17 protein-coding genes are annotated in these 17,451 nt (G+C 73.0%); 10 read left to right on the top strand and 7 right to left on the bottom strand.

The genetic code is table 11. The features are described from left to right. Window positions 1-3 precede the first annotated feature (3 nt). From IE244_RS14385 to IE244_RS14375, 3 genes are read right to left on the bottom strand one after another with little or no spacing between them, the layout of a single operon-like run. Window positions 4-1,860, bottom strand: coding sequence for a GMC family oxidoreductase (locus tag IE244_RS14385; protein WP_191873907.1), 1,857 nt, complete (start codon window positions 1,858-1,860; stop codon window positions 4-6). Further along, window positions 1,857-3,251, bottom strand: a complete 1,395-nt coding sequence (locus IE244_RS14380; protein WP_191873906.1) for a tocopherol cyclase family protein — start codon at window positions 3,249-3,251, stop codon at window positions 1,857-1,859. Before IE244_RS14380 ends, IE244_RS14385 begins: the two co-directional genes overlap by 4 nt. Further along, a complete protein-coding gene (locus tag IE244_RS14375) occupies window positions 3,248-3,964 on the bottom strand; it encodes a FadR/GntR family transcriptional regulator (protein WP_191873905.1) in 717 nt (238 codons plus the stop codon). Before IE244_RS14375 ends, IE244_RS14380 begins: the two co-directional genes overlap by 4 nt. A 338-nt stretch (window positions 3,965-4,302) precedes the next feature. Between IE244_RS14375 and IE244_RS14370 the strand changes: the two genes are divergently transcribed. The 5 genes from IE244_RS14370 (at window position 4,303) to pyrF (ending at window position 10,292) form a co-directional block, all read left to right on the top strand. Beyond that, a complete protein-coding gene (locus tag IE244_RS14370; RefSeq protein WP_191874074.1) occupies window positions 4,303-5,250 on the top strand; it encodes an alpha/beta fold hydrolase in 948 nt (315 codons plus the stop codon). A 189-nt stretch (window positions 5,251-5,439) separates the two neighbouring features. Then, window positions 5,440-6,612, top strand: coding sequence for an NAD(P)/FAD-dependent oxidoreductase (locus tag IE244_RS14365; RefSeq protein WP_191873904.1), 1,173 nt, complete (start codon window positions 5,440-5,442; stop codon window positions 6,610-6,612). 22 nt (window positions 6,613-6,634) lie between these two features. After that, on the top strand, window positions 6,635-8,032 hold the full coding sequence (gene hglS, locus IE244_RS14360) for a 2-oxoadipate dioxygenase/decarboxylase (protein ID WP_191873903.1): 1,398 nt from the start codon (window positions 6,635-6,637) through the stop codon (window positions 8,030-8,032). A 24-nt stretch (window positions 8,033-8,056) separates the two neighbouring features. After that, a complete protein-coding gene (gene amaB, locus IE244_RS14355) occupies window positions 8,057-9,592 on the top strand; it encodes an L-piperidine-6-carboxylate dehydrogenase (protein WP_191873902.1) in 1,536 nt (511 codons plus the stop codon). A 4-nt stretch (window positions 9,593-9,596) separates the two neighbouring features. Next, window positions 9,597-10,292: an orotidine-5'-phosphate decarboxylase gene (gene pyrF, locus IE244_RS14350; protein ID WP_191873901.1), complete on the top strand. Its 696-nt coding sequence runs from the start codon at window positions 9,597-9,599 to the stop codon at window positions 10,290-10,292. Between the two features lie 62 nt (window positions 10,293-10,354). Here pyrF and IE244_RS14345 read toward each other — a convergent pair whose 3' ends face one another. After that, on the bottom strand, window positions 10,355-11,401 hold the full coding sequence (locus IE244_RS14345) for an aldo/keto reductase (protein ID WP_191873900.1): 1,047 nt from the start codon (window positions 11,399-11,401) through the stop codon (window positions 10,355-10,357). 99 nt (window positions 11,402-11,500) lie between these two features. On the opposite strand from IE244_RS14345, the gene IE244_RS14340 reads away from it, so the two are divergent. Further along, window positions 11,501-12,127, top strand: coding sequence for a TetR/AcrR family transcriptional regulator (locus IE244_RS14340; RefSeq protein ID WP_191873899.1), 627 nt, complete (start codon window positions 11,501-11,503; stop codon window positions 12,125-12,127). Between the two features lie 7 nt (window positions 12,128-12,134). Here IE244_RS14340 and IE244_RS41910 read toward each other — a convergent pair whose 3' ends face one another. Next, window positions 12,135-12,458 carry a hypothetical protein gene (locus IE244_RS41910; protein ID WP_229854097.1) on the bottom strand — a complete coding sequence of 108 codons (324 nt, stop codon included), beginning with the start codon at window positions 12,456-12,458 and terminating at the stop codon, window positions 12,135-12,137. Window positions 12,459-12,508: 50 nt separating this feature from the next. Then, window positions 12,509-13,618, bottom strand: a complete 1,110-nt coding sequence (locus tag IE244_RS14330; protein WP_191873898.1) for a CapA family protein — start codon at window positions 13,616-13,618, stop codon at window positions 12,509-12,511. 184 nt (window positions 13,619-13,802) lie between these two features. On the opposite strand from IE244_RS14330, the gene IE244_RS14325 reads away from it, so the two are divergent. Together IE244_RS14325 and IE244_RS14320 are read left to right on the top strand one after the other, a co-directional pair. Further along, window positions 13,803-14,618 (top strand): SAM-dependent methyltransferase, encoded by an 816-nt coding sequence (locus IE244_RS14325; RefSeq protein ID WP_191873897.1) that lies wholly within the window; start codon window positions 13,803-13,805, stop codon window positions 14,616-14,618. A 60-nt stretch (window positions 14,619-14,678) separates the two neighbouring features. Continuing rightward, complete coding sequence (locus IE244_RS14320; protein WP_191873896.1) at window positions 14,679-15,248, top strand: GNAT family N-acetyltransferase; 570 nt, start codon at window positions 14,679-14,681, stop codon at window positions 15,246-15,248. A 27-nt stretch (window positions 15,249-15,275) separates the two neighbouring features. Here the strand turns inward: IE244_RS14320 and IE244_RS14315 are convergent, their stop codons facing one another. Then, window positions 15,276-16,142: a winged helix-turn-helix transcriptional regulator gene (locus IE244_RS14315; protein ID WP_191873895.1), complete on the bottom strand. Its 867-nt coding sequence runs from the start codon at window positions 16,140-16,142 to the stop codon at window positions 15,276-15,278. 161 nt (window positions 16,143-16,303) lie between these two features. Here IE244_RS14315 and IE244_RS14310 point away from each other — a divergent pair, with 161 nt between their 5' ends. Together IE244_RS14310 and IE244_RS14305 are read left to right on the top strand one after the other, a co-directional pair. Beyond that, the gene (locus IE244_RS14310) at window positions 16,304-16,762 is read left to right on the top strand and encodes a cyclic nucleotide-binding domain-containing protein (protein WP_191873894.1); all 459 of its coding nucleotides are present in this window, start codon (window positions 16,304-16,306) and stop codon (window positions 16,760-16,762) included. A 26-nt stretch (window positions 16,763-16,788) separates the two neighbouring features. Next, window positions 16,789-17,442, top strand: a complete 654-nt coding sequence (locus IE244_RS14305; protein ID WP_191873893.1) for a CBS domain-containing protein — start codon at window positions 16,789-16,791, stop codon at window positions 17,440-17,442. Window positions 17,443-17,451: the final 9 nt, after the last annotated feature.

The following is a 17,451-nucleotide window of genomic DNA, read 5'->3' as shown; positions in this document are numbered from 1 at the left end:
TCGTCAGGACCCCGTGACGAAACGCCGAGCGACGGCCAGGGCCGCGGCCATGATGCTCAGTTGTGGGTTCACCTCCGGGCAGCTCGGCAGGAGGGAGCCGTCGGCGATCAGTACGCCGTGCACGCCCCGCAGGCGCCCCTGCGGGTCCGCCGGTGACCGCTCGGGGTCGGCGCCGGCCGCCGCCGTGCCCGTGGGGTGGAACGCGGACACATGGAGGCGGCGCGCACTCACCGTGTCGAGCAGTGCCTCCAGTTGGGCCGGGGTGCGGGCGCGCGGGGCGTGCGGGACGCCCGTGAGCACCTCCTCCGCTCCCGCGGCGAACAGCACCCGCCCCATGGCCCGCTGGGCACGCAGCAGCCGCCCGGCGTCGCGCTCCGCCAGGTCGTAGCGCAGCAGTATGCGGTCGCTCCCCAGGACGCGGCCCGAGGGCCGGTCGGCGATCATGGCGCCGAGGGTGGCCAACCGCTCCGTCCGCTCGATCTCGCGTCGCAGTTCCCGGCCGACGCCCGGCAGGACGAAGGAACTCATGCCGGGCGGCGCCGCGGTGGCCTCGATGAGGATGCCCTCGGCGCGCAGGTGCTCCACTCCGACGCTCTGCAGGACGCCCCGCCCGCCGGAGACGGGCCGGCTGAAGCGGCCCGCGACGCTGATGGCGGGGTGGACGCTCAGGTTACGGCCGAGCCGCGGGTGTCCCCCCAGACCGGAACGGCGCAGCAGCGGCGGCGTGTGCAGGGCCCCCGCGGCGACGACGACCAACGGGCTGAGGATCTCCAGTTCACTGCCGTCCGGGCGGCGGGCCAGCACTCCGGCGGCCCGTGGGCCGCGCGGCCCGTCGCGGTCGGTGAGGACACGCCGTACGCGGGCGCCGGTCACGATGCGGGCACCCGCCGCGCAGGCCTCGGGCAGCACGGACAGCTGGACGCTCTGCTTGGCGCCGGTGGGGCAGCCCACGACGCACTGGCACGAGCCCCGGCAGCCGGGGGCGTTGCGCCGCAGGGGCGCGGCGGCCCAGCCCAGCTGCTCGGCGCCGGCGAGTGCGAGCAGCCCGTTGTCGCCCAGGACGTCCAGCGGCTGGCGTGCCACCCGCAGAGCGCGTTCGACCTCGTCGAGCGGGGAGTCGAAGCCCTCGGCGGCCGCGAATCCGTAGTGGCTCAGCCAGCGGTCGACGACGTGGTCCGGAGGGCGGTAGCACGTGCCGGAGTTGACGACGGTCGTACCGCCGACCGCGCGGCCCACCGGCAGGACCAGCGGGGGGTTGCCGACGGCGATCGTCGCGCCGCCGTCCCGGTACAGGTCGATGAAGCGGTCCAGCGGAGGCCGCCGCGCGAACGAGGCGGTGGTGTGGTGCTCCCCCTCCTCGACCACGACGACGCTCAGACCGGCCGCGGCGAGCGTCCGGGCGGCCATCGCCCCGCCCGCCCCCGAGCCGACGACGACCGCGTCGGCGGTGGACCGCGTGGGCCAGTGCGCTGAGGGCGTGCAGTCGAGGGGCGGGTCCTTCGGGGCGGACGGCGGGGGTGCCGCGTCGTGGTGCATGGTCCGCTCGGTGCCGGCGGCCAGCATCACCGGCACCTTGACCGCGTCCAGCAGCGGCAGCAGGGCCCGGCGGGAGGCGAGCGACGCCATGACCTGCTGCCGCGCCGTCGGACCGAGTGCGGACAGTCGCCTGCCGGTACGGGCGACGGCGTAGGTGTCGACGGCCGCGGCGGCCGCGCGTACGGCGAGCCGTGCCGGAGCGGGCAGGGCGTCGAGCAGTGCCGCGACGCGCGGGGGCACGGCCCGGGTCCACCCGGCCGTGCCGTCGTCAGCGAGGACGGCCGCGACGAATCCTTCCAGGGCGGGGGAAGCCGGGGCTCTCATCGCTCGCCGACCTCCGCATGGGCGGTGCCCGACAACCGCCACAGGGCCTGCGTCCGCCATCCGCCCCGCCAGCGTTCCAGGTGCACTTCCGCGTCCGCCCGCTCGCTGTTGCGGCACACCGCGGCGGAGCCGTCCGGATCGGTGTAGTCCAGTGCCAGTGTCCGCTCCGGCGGCTGGGTCACCGTCACCCGGATCCGCTGGAGGCCGGCGCGGCCCCCGACCCGCCACCGGGGCAGTCCGATGTCCGCCCGGAACCGGCCCATGCCCGCCCAGCCCACGGCGGACCGCTCCGCTCTCCGCGGCCAGGTGCGACCGTGGTGGCGCAGGCGCAGGAAGACCAGCGGGGGCAGCCCGTCCAGGCCTCGCCGCATCGACACCGCGGCGACGATCTCCAGGACGTCACCGCCGCCCAGGTCGGCGTGGAGCCAGGCCCAGCGGCGGGCGTTGCCGTGGCCGTAGATGCGGGCGCTCGCGCCGGGTGCGTCGGTGAGCCGTAGTTCACCGGTGCCGTGGCGGACGGTACCGGTGTAGTGGGCACGGGCCGCGGGCAGCAGGTGTGCGGCCGGCAGCCACGGATGTCTCCAGGACCAGCGCGGAAAGGTGTACAGCGGCGGGCCCTGCGGCTCCTCCGAGAGGGCCCAGCGGAACGGGCCCGCCGAGCCGGTGAGGCGACCGGGCAGGGCACGGGCGTCCTCGGTGCGAAAGCCGTGGGACTGCGCCGTCCAGGGGGTGGGTCCGAAACGGGCGTGCTGCACCGGGCCGTCCTCGGGGAACAGGGCGGCCCAGCCGTGGGCGTAGGCGGGTGAGCCGTCGCTGGGCGCGACGACCTCGTGGTGCAGCCAGACGCCGGTGCCGGTCGCCGGGTCGGTCAGCGTGGTGTACCAGACCTCCGTGCGGCCCGGCCTGCCGTCCCAACGCGGCGCGGGATCGGGGCCGTCGGCGGGCACGGCCGTCCGGGGGAACCGGAAGCCGGCGAGGAAGGGCAGCAGGCCGGTGGCGAGGGGGAAGCGCAAGGTGCCCGCACCGGCGCGCGCACCGTCCTCGTACAGGGTGTACGGCAGTACGGTCATCGACGTCAGCGGACGCGTGAACGACACCGACTTCCAGCCGTCCAGCAGCAGGCGCCGGCCGTCCAGGTCGAAGCCCGCCCGGTAGCGGATCCTGCGGCGGGCCAGCGGCGAGATCTCCAACTCGCCCTCGATGCCACTGTCGTCGGCCCGTCCCGCTATCCGGATCCGTCCCGTCAGCCGTGCCCGCGTCGTCCGGTGGGGCAGCAGCACCCGGTCGGCGCGGGCCACGAGGTCGAGCCGCACGGGGCGGTCGTTCTCCTCGCCGGCCAGGCGTACGCGGCCCAGCATGGTTTCCCGGAACACCGTTCCGCGCGGGCTCACCGGGCTGTCTCCCCACGCCCCGCGGACCGGGCCAGGCCTTCGAGCATGATGCGCTCGGTCGCCGAGAGGTAGGCGCCGGCTGCGGTGCGTGCCGCTTCCGGGTCGCCGGCCGCCACGGCTTCGACCACGGGGGCGAGGCGGTCGTGCGCGGTGCGGGCGTCCTCGAAGGGCCCCACCAGGGCGGCGCGCACCGGCAGGTACGCGTTGAACAACGTGTTGGTCAGCAGGACGTAGACGCGGTTGCCCGTGGCCCGGGCCAGCGCCCGGTGGACCTCGGCGTCCGCCAGCTGTGCCGGGTCGCCGCCGTCCGCCGCCGCGACGGCCGTCAGCAGCCGGCGCAGTTCGGTGATCTGGTCCGCCGTAACCCGGGCCGCCGCCCGTTCCGCGATCGACGCACCGATGCTGCGGCGCACTTCGAAGATCTCGCCGATCCAGTCGGGGCTGTGGCGCACGAGCATCGGCAGCAGGTCCGCTCCGCCCAGGCGCAGGAAGTCCCTCACACGCGTGCCCACTCCGTGCCGTGTCTCCAGCAGGCCGGCGTGCGCCAGCCGGCCGAAGGCGTGCTTGAGCGTGGTGCGGGTGACCCCGAACCCGTCGGCGAGTTCCCGTTCGGGCGGCAGATAGCTCCCGGCCGGATGGCGCCCGGCGAGGATGTCCTCGCGCAGTCTCCTTTCCAGCACGTCGACGATCGTCTCGCGTGGCAGTGCTTCCACCCCGGGCCTCCAACGACAGTGGTTCAGTGGCTGAGCCACTCAACCAATGAAGACTCCCGCAGTCAATGCCCTTGAGAGAACGGGCCGTTGAGGCAATCCGCGGGGAGAAGCGTTGGCCGGCCGCGAGCCGGCCTGCCCGGCCGCGCTGGTGCCGACGCCGGTCAGGCCGGCCTGACACGAGACGACACGGCGCACCCGCGGCCCAGGCCGCCGCTGTGCGTCACGGCGTCATCGCCGCCCCGCGTACGGCGAACGGGGGCCGGATCGCCGCACGCCTGGGCCGGTGCCGCCGCTCGAAGATCACGGCGCGTACGCTCGTGCGCATGGTTGAGCATCGCATGGTCGACGTGAACGGCGTCCGGCTGCACATCGCCGAGCAGGGCGACGGCCCGCTGGTGGTGCTGCTGCACGGCTTCCCCGAGTCATGGCACTCCTGGCACCGCCAGTTCGGCCCCCTGGCCGACGCCGGCTTCCGCGTGGTCGCCCCCGACCAGCGGGGATACGGGCGCAGCGACCATCCCGACGAGGTCGACGCGTACAGCATCTTCCATCTGGTCGGCGACGTCGTCGGCCTGGTCCGGGCGCTGGGCGAGGAGAAGGCGTTCGTCGTCGGGCACGACTGGGGCGCTCCGGTCGCCTGGCACACGGCGCTGCTGCGACCGGACATGGTGCTCGGGGTGGCCGGTCTGAGCGTGCCGCCTCCCTTCCGGGGGACCCAGCCCCCGCTCGCCACCATGGACAAGCGGTTCGGCGGCCGCTTCTACTGGAACTACTTCAACCGCCCCGGCGTGGCCGACACCGAGTTCGGCAGGGACGTCCGCACCACGCTGCGGAAGTTCTTCTACTCGGCTTCCGGTTCCGCCCCGCGCACCGGCGGGGTGGAACAGCCGCTGGTGAGTCCCGGGCAGGGCTGGCTCGACACGATGACGGATCCCGAGGTGCTGCCGGAGTGGTTCACCGAGGACGATCTCGACGCGCTCACCGAGAGTTTCTCCGGCGGCTTCACCGGTGCTCTCAACTGGTACCGCAACCTGGACCGCAACTGGGAACTGACCGCCCCCTGGCACGGCGCCGTCGTCTCCCGGCCCGCCCTGTACATCTACGGTGACCGCGACCTCGTCCCGGCCTTCCCCGGCACACCCGAACTGATCGAAAAGCTCCCCGACCTGATGCCCAGCCTGTGGCGCAAGCCGCTCGAACTGGCGGGCTGCGGCCACTGGACCCAGCAGGAACGCCCGCAGGAGGTGAACGCGGCCCTCATCGACTTCCTCAGGGCCCATTCCTGAGCGCTTGAGAGGCCGGCCGCCGAGCGCCGGATCCACGGTTCCGGGATCGAAGACACCTACCGCTGATGGACGTCGACGGGCGGGCTGCTGCACGATGACGCAGAGACAGCTGATCGGCATCACCGCGTCACCGAACAGCCCCGTCCCGCGAAAGGGAAACCCGGGTGGCCTCTGGAAGGGAGCGGCCCGTTGTCCTCCTCCGCCTTCCGTACCGTTCCGGCCTGCGCCGATGTGGTGATCATCGGTGGCGGTGTCATGGGTGTGAGCACCGCGTTCCACCTCGCCGAGGCGGGTGTGCGGAACATCGTCGTCGTCGAGCGCGGCGATCTCGGCCACGGTAGTTCCGGCAAGCCGATCGGCGGCGTCCGCGCCCAGTTCTCCGATCCGCTCAACATCGAGCTGGGCAACCGCAGCCTGCGGGCCTTCCGGGACTTTCCCCGGCGGCCCGGCGCGCGCATCGGGCTGGATCCCGTCGGTTACCTGTTCCTGCTGGACGGCGCACAGCAGGCGAGCGCCTTCGAGGCCGCCGTCGAGCTCCAGAACAGCCTAGGCGTACCGAGCCGCATGATCAGCCCCGACGACGCCCAGCACCTGTGTCCCTACCTCAGCACCGACGGCCTGGTGGCCGCCGCGTACTCCCCCGCCGACGGGCACGCCCGGCCCGGCCCGGTCGTCCAGGGGTACGCGCGGGCCGCGGCCCGGGCCGGTGTCACCTTCGCCACCCACACCGCGGTCATGGGCATCGACAGGGCCGGGAGCCGCGTCACCGCCGTACACACCAGCCACGGCCGTATCACCTGCCCCACCGTCGTCTGCGCGGCCGGGGCCTGGTCGGCGCGGATCGGCGCCATGGCCGGCGTCGACCTGCCGGTGCGGCCCGTGCGACGGCAGGTCGCGTTCACCGAGCCGCTCACGCCGCCCGCTCCACGGGTCCCGTTCACCATCGACTTCTCCTCCACCGCCTACTTCCACAACAGCGACGACGGTCTGCTGTTCGGGCTGGCCGACCCGGGCCAGCAGGACGGCTTCGACACCACCTGGACGCCGGAGTGGCTGGAGCTGTTCCGCGCCGTCGCCCGCCGCCGCGCACCGGCGCTGGCCGGCATGCGGACGGCCGGGGGGTGGGCGGGCCTGTACGAGGTCACGCCGGACCACAACGCGCTCATCGGCCGCTCCGGCGAGCTGCCCGGCTTCCTGTACGCCACCGGGTTTTCCGGACACGGCTTCCTCCAGGCACCCGCGGTCGGTGAGGTGGTGCGGGACCTGTACCTGGAGCGCGAGCCGTTCACCGACATCTCCCCGCTCAGCGCCGACCGTTTCCGGCACGGCGCCGGCGTCCGTCCCGAAGCCCACGTGGTGTGAACCCCCTCCGGAAGGCCGAAGCATGTCGACGATCAGTCAGTGGCGCCTGCGGGCCGCCTTCGCCGCCCGGCTGTCGCGGATGTACGCGCAGGAGGTCCCCGCCTACAGCACGCTCGTGGACGTCTCGCGCGAGGTCAACGAGGACGTGCTGCGCGCGCGGGGACCCGACGCCGAGCGCCTGGGGTCCATCAGCCGGGTGAGCGCCGAGCGGCACGGCGCCATCCGCGTCGGCACGCCGCGCGAACTGCAGCAGGTCGCCCGCGTCTTCGCCGCCCTCGGCATGCACCCGGTCGGGTTCTACGACCTTCGGGAGGCCGCGGCCAGCGCCGTTCCCGTGGTCTCCACCGCGTTCCGCCCGGTCGACGGCGCGGAACTGGCACGCAACCCCTTCCGGGTGTTCACCTCCATGCTCACCCCCGGCGACCTCCGCTTCTTCGGCCCGGACCTGCGCCGGCGCCTCGAAGCCTTCCTCGCGGCCCGCGAACTGTTTCCTCCGGAGCTGCTCACGCTGGCCGACCGTGCCGCCGCCGAGCGGGAACTGCCCCGGCAGGAGGCCGAGCGGTTCCTGCAGCTCGCCGTGCAGGCCTTCGAGCTGTCCCCCGAACCGGTCGACAAGGCCTGGTACGAGACCCTGGAGCGGATCTCCGCCGTCGCCGCGGACGTCGGCGGCGTCCGCAGCACGCACATCAACCACCTCACCCCGCGCGTCCTGGACATCGACGAGCTGTACCGGCGCATGACCGAGCGCGGCATCGAGATGATCGACACCATCCAGGGCCCACCGGCCTGGAAGGGCCCCGACGTCCTGCTGCGGCAGACCTCCTTCCGGGCGCTGGCGGAACCCCGCGCCCTGCGCACCCCGGACGGCAGCGTCGTCAGCGGTGCCCTGCGGGTCCGCTTCGGCGAGGTCGAAGCCCGCGGCATCGCCCTGACCCGACAGGGACGCGCGCTCTACGACGACCTCCTCGGCCGCGTCGACGAGCAGGTGGCCCGGAACCCCTCGCGAGCCCGCGCCGACCTCGCACGCGCGGTGTGGGAACGGCACATGCCCGGCAGCGAGCAGGAACTCGCCGCCGGGAAGCTGGCGTACTTCACCTACCGTCCCCACCCCGCCCGGCCGCGCGACGGCAGCCCGCCGCCCACCGCCACCGGCGAACTGGTGCGGCAGGGCTGGATCACCGCTGAGCCCCTCGTCTACGAGGACTTCCTGCCCCGCTCCGCCGCCGGCATCTTCCGGTCCAACCTCGGCGGCGAGGGCACCCGCGACAACGACCAGCCGGGTACCGCCTACGACGCCGCCCGGCTCTCCGGCGCCATCGACCACGACGTCCTGGACCCCTACGCGCTCTACGAAGAGCAGCAGAACCGCTCCCTCGCCCACGTCGCCCGCGAACTCGGCCTCCCCCATCCGCCCGGCTGACGCCTCTCACCTTCGAGGACCACCATGACCAGCAGCGCACTGCCCAGCACGGACGACCTGCGCGCCCGCGCCCGTGCCGCCCTGAAGAACATCGGTGTCGACGTGCCCGAGGGCAACGACCTGCACGCCCGTACGCCCCTCACCGGCGAGCACCTCTTCGGGCTGACGGCCGCCACCGGCGCCGACACCGATGAGGCCGTCACGGCCGCCCGTACGGCCTTCCTCACCTGGCGCACCACACCCGCGCCACGCCGCGGCGAACTGGTGCGCCGCCTGGGCGAGTTGCTGCGCGCGCACAAGAGCGACCTGGCCGACCTGGTCACCATCGAGGCGGGCAAGATCCGCTCCGAGGCGCTCGGCGAGATCCAGGAGATGATCGACATCTGCGACTTCGCCGTAGGCCTGTCCCGCCAGCTGTACGGCCGTACGATCGCCTCCGAACGCCCCGGCCACCGGCTGGCCGAGACCTGGCACCCCCTCGGCGTGGTCGGCGTCATCTCCGCCTTCAACTTCCCCGCCGCCGTGTGGTCCTGGAACACCGCGATCGCCCTGGTCTGCGGCGACACCGTGATCTGGAAGCCTTCGGAACTCACCCCGCTGACCTCCCTGGCCTGTGACCACCTGCTCGCCCGCGCCACCGACGAGGCCGACGCGCCCCGGGACGTGCACCGCCTCCTGCTCGGTGACCGCGCCGTCGGTGAGAGGCTCGTCGACGACCCCCGCGTCGCCCTCGTCAGCGCCACCGGCTCCACCCGCATGGGCCGCGAGGTGGGCCCCCGCGTGGCCGCCCGCTTCGGCCGCAGTCTGCTGGAACTCGGCGGCAACAACGCCGCGATCGTCGCCCCTTCCGCCGACCTGGACCTCGCCGTCCCGGCGATCGTCTTCGCCGCGGCCGGCACCGCGGGCCAGCGCTGCACGACGCTGCGGCGCCTCATCGTGCACCGCGACATCGCCGACACCGTCGTCGAGCGGCTGACCGCCGCCTACGCCAGGCTTCCCATCGGCGACCCGTTCGACGACACCACGCTGGTCGGCCCGCTCATCTCCACGGGGGCGCTCGACGCCATGCAGCACACCCTCTCCCGCGTGCAGGCCCAGGGCGGCAGGGTCCTGGCCGGCGGAGGCCGGCGCCTGGCCGAGGCCGCGCCCGCGGCGGCCTACACCGAGCCGGTCCTCGTCCGGGTCGGTGAACAGACCGACGTCGTACGGGAGGAGACGTTCGCGCCGATCCTGTACGTCCTCACCTACGACACCCTTGAGGAGGCGATCGCCCTGCACAACGACGTCCCCCAGGGGCTGTCGTCCAGCATCTTCACCCGCGACCAGCAGGAGGCCGAGATCTTCCTGTCCGCGGCGGGCTCCGACTGCGGCATCGCCAACGTCAACATCGGTACCTCCGGCGCCGAGATCGGTGGTGCCTTCGGCGGCGAGAAGGACACCGGGGGCGGCCGGGAGTCCGGCTCCGACGCATGGAAGGCCTACATGCGCTCGGCCACCAACACCATCAACTACTCCAGCGCCCTGACCCTCGCCCAGGGCGTCAGCTTCACCGCACAATGACCTCGTGGATCAAGACAACCCGATCATCGTCGCCCTGGACTGCGACAACCGCGCCGCCGCCGAGAAGACGGTCGGCCGGCTGGGCGACGCGTGCCGTTTCTACAAGGTGGGCCTGGAGCTGCTCACCGTGGCCGGCCCCGACTTCGTCCGGCACCTGGTCGCGCAGGGCAAGGAGGTGTTCCTGGACCTCAAGCTGTTCGAGATCCCTCACTCGGTCGCCGCGGCGGTCCGCGCCGCCGGGTCCCTGGGCGTCTCCATGGTGACGGTGCACGGCATGGGCGGTACGGGCATCATGGCTGCCGCCGTCGATGCCGCCCGCGCCTTCCCGGACCTGCGGATCCTTGCCCTGACCGTGGTCACCAGCATGACCGACGAGGATCTGGCCGACATCGGCGTCGCCGACTCGGCCGAGGAGCAGGTGCTCAGGCTGGCCCGCCTGGCGGACGCAGCGGGTTGTCACGGGGTGATCGCCTCGCCCCAGGACGTCGCGGCCCTGCGCGGCGCACTGGGTGGCGATGCTCTGATCGTCACCCCCGGCGTCACCCTGCCCGGCGATGCTCCGGCCGACCACGCCCGCCCGGCGACACCGTCCGCGGCGATGGCCGCCGGCGCCTCTCACGTCGTCGTCGGGCGCGGCGTCACACGCGCCGCGGACCCGGCGGCCGCGTTCCGGCTCGTCCGCGCCGGCCTCCAGCCGTGAACGAGGGCTACGTGACGCGGCGCGGGTGATCGTTCCGGCGCATCCGGCCACCCTGCCGTTCCTCAGCTCGGCGCGGCGAAGAGCGGCGGGTTCAGGCGGGCGAATCCCTCCTGGCGCTCGTAGGGGAAGTACGGGTACGGCGCCGGCCGATGGCTCGCCGCATCGAGTCTCGCCAGCTGCTCGGGTGTGAGGCTCCAGCCGACGGCACCGAGGTTCTGGCGCAGCTGCCGCTCATCGCGGGCGCCGATGATGACCGAGGACACGGTGGGCCGCTGGAGCAGCCAGTTGAGGGCGATCTGCGGCACGGCCCTGCCCGTCTCCTCCGCGATCTCCTCCAGCGCGTCCACCACCCGGTAGAGGTCTTCGTCGCTGACGGGCGGGCCGTAGTCGGCGGTGCGGTGCAGTCGGCTGTCGTCGGGCAGCGGCACGCCGCGGCGGATCCTGCCGGTGAGGCGGCCCCAGCCGAGCGGGCTCCAGACGATCGCGCCGAGGCCCTGGTCCCGGGCGAGCGGCATGAGTTCCCACTCGTAGTCGCGGCCGATGAGGGAGTAGTACACCTGGTGGGCCACATAGCGCGGGTGACCGTGCTTCTCCGCGGCCGCGAGGGACTTCATCACCTGCCAGCCGGAGAAGTTGGACACGCCGACGTAGCGCACCTTCCCGGCCTGGACGAGCATGTCGAGGGTGGCCAGCACCTCTTCCACCGGCGTCCCGGCGTCGAAGGCGTGCAGCTGGAACAGGTCGAGACGGTCGGTGCCCAGCCGGCGCAGGGCGTCCTCGCAGGCGGTGATCAGCCGGGAGCGGGAGGATCCGGCGTCGCCCGGCCCGTCCCCCAGCGGCAGGCCGGCCTTGGTGGAGACGATCACCTGGTCCCTGCGGCCCTTGATCGCTTCCCCCAGCACTTCCTCGGAGGCGCCGGCCGAGTAGACGTCAGCGGTGTCGAACATCGTGATGCCGGCGTCCAGGCAGATGTCCACGAGACGGCGCGCCTCCCGGGCGTCGGTCGTGCCCCAGGCGCTGAAGAGCGGGCCCCGGCCCCCGAAGGTGCCGGCTCCGAAACTCAGCGCGGGAACCATGAGTCCGGACGCGCCCAATCGCCTGTATTCCATGTCAGACCCCTTCCGAAGTGGACAGCTAACGGGTCTATAGTTCCGTTAGCTGCCGCCAAGGTAGCAGGACCGAGCGATTAATGGAACTGGAGTACCGTTATGGCGGGCGAGAACGAGCCGGGAACCGTACGACCCGGAGGGCGCACGGCGCGTGTGCGGGAGGCGGTGCTGCGGGCGGCCGAGGACGCACTGACCGAACTCGGCTTCACCCACCTCGATCTGGCCGACGTCGCACGCCGCGCCGGCGTGGGCAAGACAACCGTCTACCGACGCTGGGGAACGGTGACGGGGCTGGTCGCCGACGTGCTGCTGGACATGGCCGAGCAGTCCGCGCCGCGCACCGAGACCGGCTCCCTGAGCGGCGACCTGAAGGCCAACGCCCGCCTGGTGCAGCGCACCCTGACAGACCCCCGGCAGGCGGCGCTGTTCAAGGCGCTGATCGCGGCGGCCACCGGCGACACGAAGACGGCCGCGGCCCTGCACCGCTTCTACGACATCCGCGTCGCGGAGTGGGCCCCCTGCGTCCGCCAGGCCGTCGAGCGGGGCGAGGTGCCCGCAGGCACCGACGCCGAGGAGGTGGTCCGCGCCGTCTCCGCCCCGCTGTACTACCGGCTGCTCATCGGTGGCGGCCCGCTCGACGAGGCCGCTGCCGACCGGGCCGCCGAGGCCGCCGAGGCCGCGGCGCGCGCGGGCGCGTACGTACGGGGCCGCGAAAAGCCCGCATGAAGGGCGCTCAGACCCGTGCCCCCGGTCCCGCCGGCCCTGTCATCCCGCCCCCGAGCGTGGTGGTGTCCTGCGTCCTGCGGTTCCAGGGAGCGCGATGGCGGCGGTGGCGGTGGGCGGCGCTCGTGGTCAGCATCGCCAGGCCCAGGCAGAAGAGGAGCGCCAGCGCGAGGCCCGAGCTGAACAGGGCCAGGCCGTTCATGGCGGCGATGTCGTGGCCGAGGACGGAGACCGTGTACTCGGGTCCGCCCGACATGTTTCCGATGATCGCCAGGGCGGTGAAGGCGCCCGTGCCCGCGAGAAGGAGCAGTCCGAGGAACAGCATCCGAGTCATCTCCTCAGGGAACGTCTGCCGACCGGACGGGTACCCGTGCCGGTCCGCGCCTACCCGCCGGATCCGAGGCTGAGCGTGCCGTCGGCCTCCATCCCGATACGGACGCCGTAGCTGATCCGGTCGAGGGTCGCGCGCAGCCAGGCGCGGTCCTGTTCCGCCGCGGGCTCCAGCCGCATCCGCCGCGCCTGCAGGGGGAACATCCGCATGCCGGTGGTGCACCCCGTGTCCTCGTCCACCGAGACCAGGTAACCCAGCCGGAGGTCGTCGCGGTACTCCTCGTAGCCCGAGATGCCCTCGTAGTCGTCGATGAAGTCGCCGCACCCGTAGAGGACGAGGCGGCCCCGGTACATCTCCACGGGCCGGGGGTGGTGCGAGGAGTGGCCGTGAACGATGTCGACGCCGCCGTCGACCAGGGCGCGCGCGAAACGCGTCTGCTCGCGGGGCACGAGATAGCCCCAGTTGGATCCCCAGTGCACCGAGACGACCACGATGTCGCCCGGCCGCTTCGACCGCCGCACACGCTGGACGGCCGCCTCGGCAGCGGCCGACGTCAGTTCACGGACGTACGCGACACCGGACCGGTCCGTGGTCGCCGCCCAGTCGGGCGGGATGCCGCTGGACAGCGCTCCGAGGGCGAGGACCACGATGCGGCGGCCGTGCCCCACGGACACCGCCACGGGCGCGTAGGCCTCGTCGGCGTCGCGTCCGGCGCCGACAGCCCGCACTCCGGTACCGGCGAGCGAGGCCAGCGTCTCTTCGAGGCCCCGCCGGCCGAAGTCCAGGACGTGGTTGTTGGCCAGCACGCACACATCGGGCCGGGCCACCGTCAGCGCGGGCAGGTTGGCCGGGTGCATCCGGTAGTGGACCGCCTTGCCGCAGGCGAACTCGTCACTTTCCGTGACAGCCGTCTCCAGGTTCACGATCCGGGCGTCCGGGGCGGACCGGTCCAGCAACGGCAGCGCCGCGCCCCACGGCCAGACGGGGTCGACGGGCGCGGGGACGGGACCGCTGACCGCCTCGGCCAGCTCCACGTACGTCCGGGCATCCGTCACGTACCCCTCGCGCAGCACCGGGCTTCCGGGATGCGGCAGGATCTGGTCGACGCCGCGCCCGAGCATCACGTCACCGCACAGGAACAGCGTCACGGCACCGTCGCCCATACCCCCACCCTAGGCTCGGGCATCCCCTTTCGACCGGTACAGGGCGCTGAGGTGCTCTCGCGGCGGACGGCCCCGCTCCGGTGCCGCCGGCGGGAAACCCGAACTGGCGGGCGAAAGGCGGACGTTGCCGCATAGGTTGTGCCGTGAAGGATCCCCGCCACGACCGAAAAGACGGACACGACTCATGACCGAGCCCTCGACGACGCCCGAAGCGACGACGCGGCAGAAGATCGACACATCGGTGCCGCACTCCGCCCGCATCTGGAACTACTGGCTCGGCGGCAAGGACAACTACCCCGTCGACGAGGCGGCCGGCGACGCGTACACCGCGGTCTACCCCGGCATCGTCACGATCGCCCGCAGCAGCCGCGCCTTCCTGCGCCGCACCATCACGTATCTGGTCCGTGAGGCGGGCATCCGGCAGTTCCTGGACGTCGGCACCGGCCTGCCGACCGCCGAGAACACACACGAGGTCGCCCAGCGGCTCGCCCCCGAGGCGCGGATCGTCTACGTCGACAACGACCCGATGGTTCTCGCGCACGCCCGCGCCCTGCTCTACTCCACCCCCCAGGGGGCGACCTCCTACATCGACGCCGACGTGACGGACCCGGACCGCATCCTCGCGGCCGCCGCACCGACACTGGACCTCGGCCGCCCCACCGCGCTGATCCTGAGCAACATCCTGGGACACGTCGCCGACCACGGGCAGGCCCGCTCCATCGCCACCCGGCTGATGGACGCCCTGCCCTCGGGCAGTCACCTCTGCGTCAACGACGGTTCCCGCGGCATCGACCCCGTCTTCGAGCAGGCCCAGGACTCCTACAACAGCAGCGGCGCCGTCCCGTACAACCTGCGTACCGTCGGCGAGATCACCGCGTTCTTCGACGGCTTGGAGCTCATCGAGCCGGGCGTCGTCCCGGTGACGCAGTGGCGTCCGGAGCCCGGCTCGCCCACTCCGGAGGTCATCGCCGAGCACGGTGGACTCGCCCGCAAGCCGTGAGCGGCGACCGGCCGGCAAAAGCCGTGGACGTCGCGTCTGCCACCATGATCGGATGGCGCGATGACATCGTTCTGGAGGGGCGAGCGGATACGCCTGCGCGGTATCGAGCCCGATGACTGGGCCGCGTTCATGGGCTTCACCGAGGACGAGGAGCAGCTGGGGGATCTGCTGAACCCACCGCGCTCCGCCGAGGGTTTTCGCAGCTGGGCCAAGGAGCAGGCTGTCGCCGCACCCGACGGCGACTGCTTCCAGCTCGCTGTCGAGGCCGTCGACTCCGGGGAGCTGGTCGGTGCTGTCGGCTCGTACCACGCCGACCCGCGCGCGGGCTGGTTCGAGTACGGCATCACGATCGGCGCGGCACACCGGCGCCAGGGGTACGCGGCCCAGGCGGCGGTGCTGCTGCTGCGGTTCATGTTCGCGGAGCGGCGTTTCCACCGGTGCGAAGCACGGATCTTCGCACACAACGAGGCATCGCTGGCGCTGCACGAGCGGCTGGGCTTCGTCGAGGAAGGCCGGCTACGCGAACGCGTCTTCCTCGCCGGCCGGCACCGCGATCTCGTCGTGATGGGCATGCTCTCCGAGGAGTTCGACCGACGGCATCCGGTGCCCGAGGCGCCCGCGTGGTCGTGAGCGGCGAGTCCTGCACGGCCCCGCGGCTCATGCGTTCCGGGCACAGTCGGCGGCCAGCCGCAGGCTCTCCTGTACCGCGTGCGGGATGTCGACGACCGGGAACAGGGTGTGCCGGACGGTGCGTGCGGCGTCGACGACGAGGATCAGGCGCTTGTGCCGCAGCCGGCCCGCACCACGGAAGGTCGGCAGTCGCAGGGCGGCGGCCAGTCGGTGGCGGGCGTCGGAGAGAAGGTCGTACGGGACCTGCTCGGTGCGGGCGAATTCCGCCAGCTCGTGAGGGAGTTGGGTGCTGACGCCGCGTACGTCCGCACCCGCCCGCCGGAAGTCGGGCCAGGCGTCCCGGAAGAGCCGGTTCTCCAGGGTGCAGCCGGCGGCGCCGGGGATCGGCTCGCCCCATTCGACTCCGGTACCGGGGTAGGTGAACAGTACGGTCGCGGCGCGGCCCGGCGCGGCCAGGGGCAGGTCGGCGCCCCGCGTGCCCGGCAGTTCGAGGCCGTCGGGCAGCCGGGTACCGGCCAGGGCGTGGACCCGGCCGTGCTCGGCGCTGTCCTGCGCCGCCGTCGCGGTGACGCTGCCGTCGCCCAGCACCCAGCGGTCACCCCAGTCCTGCATGGCGACGAGCAGGGGCAACAGCGCGACCCCGGAGTCGGTGAGCAGGTACTCGTGACGCACCGGTCGCCGCTGGTAGGGGCTGCGCCGCAGGACGCCATGGGCGACGAGCCGGCCGAGCCGCTCGGTGAGGACCTTGCGGGACAGGCCGATCTCCTCGGCGAGCGCGTCGAAGCGGACGTGTCCGCGGGCGACTTCCCGCAGCACCAGCACGTTCCACCAGTCCCCCAGGACCAGCGCGGCCTGGGCGATGCCGCAGGTCTCGTCAGCGGTGTGCATCCTCATGCGCCCATAGTAGGTTCCTTTTCGGGACTCACCGGGTCTCCCGGGGGAACCCGTCGCCGGATCTGAGGCCGAAGGGCCCCGGGGCGGGTCCGAGCGGCCCGTGGTGGTCCTGATCGGGCGCGCCCACGCTGGGAGGACAGGCCAGGAAGGGAGCCGGTGCGATGACCTCCGTCACGACCATGACCGCGGCCCTTGAGCCCGCGTACCGCGATCGGCTGATGAGCCTCGCTCGCGAGGTCTCCTTCGAGGCCGGAGTCAGGCTGTTCGAGGAGGGACGGCGCGCCGACCGCTTCTGGATCGTGCGCACCGGCACCGTCGCCCTCGACCTGCGTGTGCCCGGCCGCCGGGCCGCCGTCATCGAGTCCCTCGGCCAGGGCGAACTGGTCGGCTGGTCGTGGCACTTCCCGCCGTACCTGTGGCACCTGGGCGCCGAGGCGACGAGCCCGGTACGGGCCTGGGAGTTCGACGCCGAGGCGGTGCGGGTGATGTGTGCCGGGGACGCCGAGTTCGGCCGGGCGGTCGCCGTCTGGATCGGACGCGTGGTCGCCCAACGGCTGCACGCCTCCCGGGTCCGGCTGCTCGACCTCTACGCCCCCTACGGCAGCGGTGGTGCGATGTGACCGCCCGGTCCTGTGCGCAGGAGAGCATGGACGGCGGCGCGCACCGCGTGCGGGACGTGATGACCCGTGCCGTGGTCGCCGTGGGCCGCAAGGCGCTGTTCAAGGACATCGTCGAGCGCATGGAGCAGTGGAAGGTCGGCGCCCTTCCGGTGCTGGAGGGCGACGGCCGGGTCGTCGGCGTGGTGTCCGAGGCGGACCTGCTGCCCAAGGAGGAGTTCCGGGACAGCGATCCGGACCGGTTCACGCAGCTGCGCCGGCTGCCCAGCCTGGCCAAGGCGGGCGCCGTGTGCGCCGAGGAGCTGATGAGCAGCCCGGCCGTCACCGTGCACGCCGACGCCACGCTCCCCGAGGCCGCGCGCGTGATGGCGCTGCGGCTCGTCAAGCGGCTCCCCGTCGTGAACGCCGCGGGGGTGCTCGAAGGCGTGGTCAGCCGCGGGGACCTGCTCAAGGTCTTCCTGCGCCCGGACGACGACCTCGCCGACGAGATCCGGCGCGACGTCGTCGACCCCTTGTTCCCCGACCCGGTCGAGCCCGTGCACATCGTGGTCACCGAGGGCGTCGCGACCCTGACCGGGCGGGTCCGGGACGCCGAGCGGATTCCTCTCGCCGCCCGCCTGGCGCACGGCGTCGAGGGCGTCGTCGCCGTGGACTGCAGGCTCACCGCGGCCCGCGCCGAGTGAGCCACGGCA

This window comes from Streptomyces filipinensis (assembly GCF_014649495.1).
GTDB classification, from domain to species: Bacteria; Actinomycetota; Actinomycetes; order Streptomycetales; family Streptomycetaceae; genus Streptomyces; species Streptomyces filipinensis.
This window is presented reverse-complemented; position numbering and strand designations above follow the sequence as displayed.